This window comes from Chitinophaga sp., assembly GCF_036569185.1.
Taxonomy (GTDB): Bacteria; Bacteroidota; Bacteroidia; order Chitinophagales; family Chitinophagaceae; genus Chitinophaga.
The window spans coordinates 1-10,104 of sequence record NZ_DATCRD010000205.1 but is presented as its reverse complement, the minus strand read 5'-3'; the positions used below and the strand labels follow the sequence as shown (position 1 = coordinate 10,104).

Here is a 10,104-nt window from a genome sequence, read left to right as displayed (position 1 = left end):
ACCTCACACATCCCTAATACCGCCGGTGTACGTAAAGATGTGATTGCCGCACTGCGTAAAATGAAGATCCCTAATCTCCGCTGGCCGGGCGGCTGCTTTGCAGACACCTATCACTGGAAAGACGGGATCGGGCCGAAGGATAAAAGACCTACCATCGTGAACACCTGGTGGGGCAATGTAACGGAAGATAACAGTTTTGGTACGCACGACTTCCTCAACATGTGCGAAGAACTGGGAGCAGAGCCTTACCTGTCTGGCAACGTGGGCAGTGGTACCGCGCAGGAGCTGGCCGACTGGGTACAGTACACCAACTTCCCCGGTAAGAGCCCTATGTCCGACCTGCGCCAGCAGAACGGCCGCAAGGAACCATGGAAGGTACGCTACTGGGGTGTGGGCAACGAAGCCTGGGGCTGCGGTGGTAACATGCGCCCGGAATACTATGCCGATCTTTACCGCAAATTTGCCACATTCATGCAAGGCAACCTGTTCCGTATTGCTTCCGGCGCCAGTGACGCCGATTATAACTGGACAGAAGTGCTCATGAAAAATATTCCCGCCAACCTGCTGGATGGCGTGGCCCTGCACCACTATTCAACAGTGGAATGGAACCATAAAGGGGATGCAGTTGATTTTACCGAAAAACAATATTTCGCTACCATGAAATCCGCCCTGCATATGGATACGCTGATCAGCAGGCACACGGCCATCATGGATAAATATGATCCGAAGAAAAAAATAGCGCTCCTGGTAGACGAATGGGGCGGATGGTATAACGTAGAGAAAGGTACCAATCCTGGCTTCCTCTTTCAGCAAAACACCATGCGCGATGCCATGATTGCCGGCGCTACACTGAATATTTTTAATAACCATTCCGACCGTGTACGTATGGCCAACCTGGCGCAGGCTATTAATGTGCTGCAATCCGTTATCCTTACTAAAGGCGACGTGATGGTGCTTACACCTACCTATCATGTAATGGAGATGTATAACGTTCACCAGGATGCTACGCTGATCCCGGTAGAAATTCACTCCAACGACTATACGTTCGAAAACCAGAAGCTGCCTGCAGTTTCCGCGTCTGCTTCCAAAGACAAGAACGGCGTTACGCATATTTCCCTCGTAAATATCGATGCGAATAAAGCACAGGAAGTAACACTGGATACCCGCAGTGAAGCCTATAAATCAATCAGTGGTAAATTGCTGGCCTCTGCAAAACTGCAGGACTATAACAGCTTTACAAAGCCGGATCTTATTAAACCGGTGGATTTTAAAGGCGCATCGCTTAAGAAGAATACGATCAGTGTAAAGCTGCCGCCATTTTCTGTAGTAGTGCTCGAATTAAAATAACGGATAGCGGTGTGGTGGTGCCGGCCGAACTGGAATCCGGTTGGTTTACCACCCGCCGACATTCGTCTTTTTTTTACCTGATTTAATAAGTGTCAATATAACGTTAATATGAATTCATCCTGGGTAATAGGGGTAGACTATGGTACCGATTCGGTACGCTCTATCATTGTAGATGTACATAACGGGAATGAAATCGCCTCGGCTGTTTTTTATTACCCGCGCTGGAAAGATGGCCTGTACTGCAATGCAGCCCAGAGCCGTTTCCGCCAGCATCCGCTGGATTATATAGAGGGACTGGAAACTACCATCCGCCAATGCCTGCGACAGGCAGGGCCCGGAGCTGCCAACAATATCAAAGCCATTTCGGTGGATACCACTGGTTCCACCCCGGTAGCAGTAGACGAAACAGGTACGCCGCTGGCGCTTACCCCGGCCTTCCGGGAGAACCCCAACGCTATGTTCGTGTTGTGGAAAGACCATACTTCCCTGAAAGAAGCAGCTGCCATCAATGCTACGGCCGCTGCCTTCGGAGAAAATTACCTCCGCTTTGTGGGAGGGATCTATTCCTCTGAATGGTTCTGGGCAAAACTGCTGCATATTCTTCGTACAGACGAAGCCGTTAGGAACGCCACCTATTCCTGGGTGGAGCATTGCGATTGGATACCGTTCCTGCTTTCCGGCGGGAAACATATCAGCCAGCTGAAACGCGGCGTTTGCAGTGCAGGGCATAAAGCGTTGTTTGCAGAAGAGTTCGGCGGTCTGCCCCCGGATGCATTCTTTACCGCCATTGATCCTTTGCTGCAGGGATTTACCCAAAGGCTCTTTACAAAAACATATACCTCCGGCGAAGCCGCCGGTCACCTTTGCCCCGAATGGGCGGAGAAATTGGGCCTCCCTACCAGCGTGGTGATAGGTATTGGCGCATTTGATGCGCATATGGGCGCAGTAGGCGGACAAATAGAACCTTACCACCTCAGCAAGGTAATGGGCACTTCCACCTGCGATATGCTGGTGGCGCCTATGGATGAAATGAAACATAAACTGGTGAAAGGCATCTGCGGACAGGTGCCAGGATCCGTGATCCCTGGCATGATGGGCATGGAAGCCGGGCAGTCGGCTTTTGGAGATGCCTACGCCTGGTTCAGCAACGTACTGGCGTGGCCGTTACATCAGCTGCTGCCATCGTCTTCACTCATCGATGCGGAAACCGCCGCCAAACTGGCACAGGAAACCTCCGGCAGGCTCATTGCAGAACTGTCTAAACAAGCGGCGCAGATCCCGCCGGAAGAACACAGCGAGCTGGGTATCGACTGGTTCAACGGCCGCCGTACACCGGATGCCGACCAGTCGCTGAAAGGCGCCCTCACCGGCCTGAACCTGGCTACAGACGCCCCCCGCATTTTCCGTACCGTGGCGGAATCTACCTGCTTTGGCGCCAAAGCCATTGTGGAAAGGTTTGAAAGGGAAGGAGTACCTGTAAAAGGATTGATAGGTATCGGCGGCGTAGCCAAAAAATCACCCTTTATCATGCAGATGATGGCCGATGTAATGAATATGCCTATCCGTATTCACCGCTCTGAGCAAACCTGCGCACTGGGCGCTGCCATGTTTGCCGCTACCGCCGCCGGGTTGTTCAGCAGGGTAGAAGAGGCCATGGAAGCAATGGGACAGGGGTTTGAAGTGACCTATCAACCGGATGCCCAACGGGTAGGTATATACGAAAACAGGTACCAGAAGTATAAAGCATTAGGCGCATTCACTTCCGCCATCACTATTGATTAATTCAGTATGCAACAGTATCAACATATCCGGCAGGCGGCATACGAAGCCAATATGCAGCTGCCTGCGCTGGGACTGGTGATCTTCACCTTCGGGAATGTAAGTGCGGCCGACCGGCAGCTGGGCGTATTCGCCATCAAACCGAGCGGCGTGCCCTATGCGGAGCTATCTCCCGAAAAAATGGTAATCGTGGATTTCGATGGTAAAACAGTCGACGGGCAGTTACGCCCTTCTTCCGATACCCTCACCCACGCCGTTTTGTACAAACACTGGGAACATATCGGCGGCATTGTACATACCCATTCCACCTACGCTACGGCGTGGGCCCAAAGCCAGCGCGATATTCCCATTTACGGCACCACGCATGCCGATCATAACACCGTGGATATCCCCTGCGCCCCGCCCATGTCTGATGAGATGATTGCCGGTGACTACGAGTATCAGACCGGCTTCCAGATCATGAACACATTGGCGGAAAGAGGACTTTCCTACGAAGAAATTGAAATGATCCTGGTAGGAAACCATGCCCCCTTCACCTGGGCAAAAACTCCTGCCAAAGCAGTATACAACAGCGCCGTACTGGAATCGGTGGCTCAAATGGCGTATCTCACAGAGTCGATCAACAACAAAGCACCGCGACTGAAAGATGCGCTGATCCGGAAACATTTTGAACGTAAACATGGCCCCAATTCCTATTACGGGCAATAAACAAAGCAACATGATTAATCTGAAAAATTTCGAGATCTGGTTTGTAACCGGCAGCCAACACCTGTACGGAGAAGAAACATTGAAACAGGTAGCTGCGCACAGCCAGGAAATTGCCGCTTCACTGAACGGGAATGCACGTATACCCGTTACCGTAGTATACAAGCCTACTGTGAAAACACCGGACGAGATCTATGCGGTATGCATGGAAGCCAATGCCGCTCCCAACTGCATAGGCGTAGTTACCTGGATGCATACTTTCTCCCCCGCAAAAATGTGGATCCGCGGCCTGAAAGCATTGTCCAAACCCATCTGCCACCTGCATACACAATTCAACCGCGATATCCCCTGGAGCGAAATAGATATGGACTTTATGAACCTGAACCAGAGCGCGCATGGCGACAGGGAGTTCGGATTCATGATGAGCCGCATGCGTATGAACCGTAAAGTGATAACAGGCCACTGGCAGGATCCGGAAGTACTGGAAGAACTGGGCGCATGGGCCAGGGTAGCCGCCGGCTGGCACGACTGGCAAGGTGCGCGCTTTGTGCGCTTCGGCGATAATATGCGCTTCGTGGCCGTTACAGATGGGGATAAAGTGGAGGCAGAGTCCGTATTCGGTTTTTCCTGCAACACCCACGGTATAGGCGACCTCGTTAGTGTGATCAACGGTATCTCCGATGCAGCAGTGGCTTCCCTCGTAAAGGAATACGGCGACGTATATACGATATCCTCCGCACTCCTGCAGGACCCCGCCCTGAAAGATGCAGCACGTATTGAGCTGGGGCTGAAAGCCTTCCTGGAAGCCGGTAACTTCAAAGGCTTCTCCGATACCTTTGAAGACCTTCACGGTATGGTGCAACTGCCCGGTATTGCGGTACAACGCCTCATGAAAGCCGGTTATGGCTTCGCCGGGGAAGGCGACTGGAAAACAGCGGCGCTGGTACGGGCCATGAAAGTAATGGGCAGCGGCCTGCCAGGCGGCAACTCCTTCATGGAAGATTATACCTATCATTTTGATCCGTCTAATCCAATGGTATTGGGCTCCCATATGTTGGAGATCTGTGAATCCATTGCCAGCGGCAAGCCATCGTGTGAGAAACACCCACTGGGCATAGGTGGAAAAGCCGACCCGGTGCGACTGGTATTTAACGCTGCCGCCGGACCAGCTATCAACGCATCTATCGTGGATATGGGTAACCGTTTCCGCCTGCTGGTAAATGAAGTGGAAGCCGTGGAACCGCCACAAGACCTGCCAAAGCTGCCGGTAGCACGCGTGCTCTGGAAGCCATATCCTGATATGAAAAAAGGCTGCACCGCCTGGATCCTTGCAGGAGGCGCACACCATACCTGCTACAGCCAGAACCTTACCTCCGCACATATGCAGGACTTTGCAGAAATGGCGGGTATTGAACTGGCACTGATAGGAAAGCATACCGATCTGCGCGAATTCAAAAATGAGCTGCGCTGGAACGATGTCGCTTTTAAATAATTCCAACCGCCGGCGGGCGCTTTTGAAACGCCCGCCGGTTGCTTTATCACCAGCCAACATCTAAAAGCAAAAGATAATAAACTGCCCGTTATGCAAAACATCCTTTCCACCGGCGATATACTCGTCTTCATTACTTATTTCATTGTGGTTGCTGTATATGGCTACTGGATATACAGGAAGAAAAAGAAACAGCATACTGATACCAAAGATTTCTTCCTGGCTGAAGGTTCCCTCACCTGGTGGGCAATCGGCGCATCGCTGATTGCATCAAATATTTCTGCGGAGCAGTTTATCGGCATGAGCGGCGATGGCTTCTTCGTAGGTATTGCCGTTGCCGCCTATGAATGGATTGCCGCCATTGCCCTTATCATCATTGCAGTATGGTTTATTCCCATCTACCTGAAGAATAAGATCTATACCATGCCCCAGTTCCTGAAAACGCGTTACAACGAAACCGTGGCGCTGATCATGGCAATTTTCTGGTTATTTCTCTACGTGTTTGTTAATCTCACCTCTATATTATATCTCGGCGCATTGGCCATCAATGGCCTGCTGGGAGGAGAATACCTGCATGTGGTGATGATTGCGCTTTCTGTATTTGCCATCATTATCACACTTGGCGGTATGAAAGTGATCGGTTATACGGATGTGATCCAGGTAGGTGTATTGATCATCGGAGGCCTGGCCACTACTTATATGGCGTTAACGCTGGTAAGTGAGAAGTTTGGCCTGGGCCACAATGCACTCGCTGGTTTTGCTGCGCTCATGAAAGACGCGCCGGATCATTTTCATATGATCCTCGCCAAACCGGATGCTACTTCTTCTCAGGAATATATCAATAAATACCTGGTGCTGCCTGGTATCCTCATGTATGCCGCAGGCCAGTGGATCGTAAACCTCAACTACTGGGGCTGTAACCAGTATATTACGCAACGCGCACTGGGAGCGGATCTGCAAACGGCCCGCAACGGTATCCTCTTTGCAGGTTTACTGAAAATCATGATGCCCATCATTGTAATGCTGCCCGGTATTGCGGCCTATGTGTTACAGAAGAATGGCCACCTGCCTAACCTGGCCAGCAAAGACGGCGCCTACACTGCTATTCTTGGCTTCCTGCCATCAGGGCTAAAAGGTTTGTCCATCGCCGCTTTAACAGCAGCTATTGTTGCTTCCCTTGCGGGTAAGGCCAACAGTATCTCCACTATCTTTACACTGGATATCTACCGTAAATATATTAAGCAGGATGCCTCTGAAACAAAGCTGGTGTGGACCGGTCGCATCACCGTTGTTGCCGCTATGTTGCTGGGCATCCTCTTCACCTGGAACGACCTGCTGGGTATTGGCGGTGAAGGCGGATTTACCTTTATCCAGAAATATACCGGCTTTATCAGCCCGGGCGTATTCGCCATGTTCCTGCTGGGAATGTTCTGGAAACGTACTACCGGCGCTGCAGCAGTGGCGGGTATCATTACCGGCTTTACGCTCTGTGTATTCTTTAACCAGTTTGCGCCTGCCGTGCTGGGTCATGAAACCATTTTCTATACTGCTTACCCTAATGGCAAAGGCGGTTATGAAATTCCTTTCCTTATTTGCATGGGACTGGCCTTTATGTTCACCATGATCGTAATGATAGCCATCAGCTTTGCAGGACCGAAAGTAAATCCGAAAGCCTTTGTACTGGATAAATCAATGTTTAAGATCAGCCCAACTACTACCGTAATGATCGTAATAACACTGCTGCTCTTATCCGCATTGTACATCCGCTTCTGGTAACGCGGATTTTGTCTGACCCTGGATTAAACTGATTACGCTGATTACCCTGATTTTACTTTTGGAGATTTTAGATGATCTTTAGAAAATTTTATAAGAAAAATCGAAATGAATAAAGGTAAATCTAAAAACAAAATCAGTGTAATCAGCGTAATCAGTTTAATCCTGAATCAGACAAAATCCGCTACAAGACAAAAATAAAATCAGGGTAATCAGCGTAATCAGTTTAATCCTGAGTCAGACAAAATTCGCGTATGAAAAGATACTCGCAGCAGACCCGGTTATTATTCGCCGTTGATTGTATCATATTTGGGTTCGATGGCCAGGAACTGAAACTGCTGCTGATACAGAGGGGATTTGAGCCCTGTAAGGGCCAGTGGAGCCTGGTGGGAGGCTTTATACAGGAAGAGGAAAGCGCCGAAGATGCGGCCAGCAGGGTGTTGAAAAACCTGAGCGGACTGGATGGTATTTACATGGAACAGCTCCATACCTTCAGTTCCCCTTCCCGCGATACGGTGGAACGCACCGTATCCGTGGCCTATACGGCTTTAATCGATATTCAGAAATACAAGCAACAACTGAATGAAGATTTCCATGCAGTGTGGTTCCCGATCAACCATCACCCGGACCTTATTTTTGATCATAAGGCCATGGTAGATCTGGCGAAGGAGAAACTACGCTATAAAGCGGCATTGCATCCGCTGTTGCTGGAACTGTTACCCGGGAAATTTACCATCCCGCAGTTACAGCACCTGTATGAATCTGTTTACAATATCTCTTTCGATAAGGGTAATTTCAGCCGCAAGATCCTGTCTACCAAGCTGCTGGTAAAGCTCACAGACAAGGATAAGCTATCCTCCAAGAAAGGCGCTTTTTATTATAAGGTAGACCGGAAGAAATACAATGCCAATTTCCACGCCTTCCTGAACTTTGTTCCCGATCCGCATATGGTGCAACACAATGGGGCTGCAGCCTGGAATCCAAAAAAAACGACTTAATTAAATATGAGAACACAACGTTTTATCACGGGGCTGGCACTGCTTACGGGCGTATATACGACCCCGTTAGCAGCACAGCAGCCGTTGAATTTTACTGTAAAAGCCGGCGAGGTAAAAACGCCGGTATCGCCCAACATGTGGGGCATTTTCTTTGAAGATATTAATCTCAGTGCGGATGGAGGGATCTATGCAGAGCTGGTAAAGAACCGTTCTTTCGAGTTTAGCTCGCCGCTGATGGGATGGAGCGTCCCAAAAGATGCCGTATCCAAAGGGCAGATACTGGTGGTTAACCGGAAAGAGGATCATCCGTCCAATCCCCGTTTTGCCAGGATAACGATGCCGGTTACACGTAGCTTTGAAATTGTGAACGAAGGATTCCGTGGCATGGGGATCAAAGCGGGAGAACAGTACAATTTTTCCGTATACGCCCGCCAGCAGCAGGGCAGCGCCGTAAAAATGACCGTAACCCTGCTGGATGATGCCGGCAAAGCCATTGGCAGCGCTACCGTAACACCGGAAGGCGGCAACTGGCAGCAATACAAAGCCAGTTTCACCGCTAATGCCACCGTGCCCAAAGGCAAGCTGAAGGTAGCTTTTGAAGGTAGCGGCGTGATAGACGTTGACATGATTTCCCTTTTCCCCCAACATACCTGGAAAGAACGAAGCAATGGGCTGCGCGCCGACCTGGTGCAATTGCTGGCCGATATGCATCCTGGCTTCGTGCGTTTTCCGGGCGGCTGTATTGTAGAAGGACGGGAGCTGACGAACCGTTACCAATGGAAAAAAACAGTAGGGGATGTGAACGACCGCGAAGTGATCATGAACCGGTGGAATAATGAATTTGCGCACCGTGCCACACCGGATTATTTCCAGTCGTTCGGACTGGGTTTCTTTGAATATTTCCAGCTGGCGGAAGATATAGGCGCTTCGCCTTTGCCTATCCTCAACTGTGGTATGGCCTGCCAGTTCAACAGTGCAGAGATAGTTGCCGTGAATGAACTGGATCCTTATATCCAGGATGCGCTGGACCTGATTGAATTTGCTAACGGCGACGTAAGTACGAAATGGGGCGCCCTGCGTGCAAAAATGGGCCATCCTGCGCCTTTCAACCTGAAAATGATGGGGGTGGGCAATGAGCAATGGGGGCCGCAATACGTAGAGCGTTATACCCTTTTTGCAAAAGCTATTAAGAACAAGTATCCTGAGATTAAGCTGGTGAATAGTCTTGGCCCCAATCCCGACGGTGATAAGTTTACCTTTCTCAATGATACCCTGCGTAAGCTGCATGCAGATATCCTTGACGAGCATTACTACAGCTCGCCGGAATGGTTCCTCAGCAATGCGGCGCGTTATGATTCCTACGACCGTAAAGGGCCTAAGATCTTCGCCGGGGAGTATGCCGCGCATAGTAAGAAAGGAGGTAACGGTAACGATAATAAGAACAGCTGGCTATGCGCGTTGGCGGAAGCCGCCTTTATGACCGGCCTGGAACGTAATACGGATGTAGTGGTAATGGCATCCTATGCGCCGCTGCTGGCTCATGTGGATGGATGGCAATGGACGCCGGATCTTATCTGGTTCGATAACCTGCGCTCCTATGGTACACCCAATTACTATGTACAAAAACTTTACGGCAACCACAAAGGCAGTGCAGTAGTACCTATATTAAAGGGGAATGAGGCGATCAGCGGGCAGGATAGCGTATATGCGTCCACGGTAGTGGATAATGCCAGTGGTGAGCTGATCATTAAACTGGTGAATGCCGCAGCTACGCCTAAACCGGTAACAATAGCAGTACAAGGAGTGAAGGGCTTGGCCGCCAATGGCCGTTTGATCACCCTGGGCAGCGATGATCTCCTGGGGCTTAATTCGCTGGATCAGCCTACCCACATTTCCCCGCAGGAAAAAAGTATTGCGATCAGGGGAAAAACAATCCGTACAGAAGTAGCGCCCTGGTCATTCTATGTGATCCGCGCGAAGATAAATAAATAGTCATCCGGCAAATTTTTAACG

At 50.3% G+C, this 10,104-nt stretch carries 7 protein-coding genes; all 7 read left to right on the top strand.

What is annotated here, in order from left to right; all coding sequences use genetic code 11:
• A partial coding sequence (locus VIM72_RS15600) for an alpha-N-arabinofuranosidase (protein ID WP_332003756.1) occupies nucleotides 1-1,347 on the top strand: 1,347 nt, incomplete at its 5' end.
• A gap of 108 nt (nucleotides 1,348-1,455) precedes the next feature.
• Nucleotides 1,456-3,129: a ribulokinase gene (locus tag VIM72_RS15595; protein WP_332003755.1), complete on the top strand. Its 1,674-nt coding sequence runs from the start codon at nucleotides 1,456-1,458 to the stop codon at nucleotides 3,127-3,129.
• A 6-nt stretch (nucleotides 3,130-3,135) separates the two neighbouring features.
• A complete protein-coding gene (locus tag VIM72_RS15590; RefSeq protein ID WP_209860565.1) occupies nucleotides 3,136-3,834 on the top strand; it encodes an L-ribulose-5-phosphate 4-epimerase in 699 nt (232 codons plus the stop codon).
• A gap of 10 nt (nucleotides 3,835-3,844) precedes the next feature.
• Nucleotides 3,845-5,323: an L-arabinose isomerase gene (gene araA, locus VIM72_RS15585; RefSeq protein ID WP_332003753.1), complete on the top strand. Its 1,479-nt coding sequence runs from the start codon at nucleotides 3,845-3,847 to the stop codon at nucleotides 5,321-5,323.
• A gap of 90 nt (nucleotides 5,324-5,413) precedes the next feature.
• Complete coding sequence (locus tag VIM72_RS15580) at nucleotides 5,414-7,096, top strand: sodium:solute symporter family transporter (RefSeq protein ID WP_332003752.1); 1,683 nt, start codon at nucleotides 5,414-5,416, stop codon at nucleotides 7,094-7,096.
• 251 nt (nucleotides 7,097-7,347) lie between these two features.
• Nucleotides 7,348-8,091, top strand: coding sequence for an NUDIX hydrolase (locus tag VIM72_RS15575; protein WP_332003751.1), 744 nt, complete (start codon nucleotides 7,348-7,350; stop codon nucleotides 8,089-8,091).
• 6 nt (nucleotides 8,092-8,097) lie between these two features.
• Nucleotides 8,098-10,083, top strand: a complete 1,986-nt coding sequence (locus VIM72_RS15570; RefSeq protein ID WP_332003750.1) for an alpha-L-arabinofuranosidase C-terminal domain-containing protein — start codon at nucleotides 8,098-8,100, stop codon at nucleotides 10,081-10,083.
• Nucleotides 10,084-10,104 lie beyond the last annotated feature (21 nt).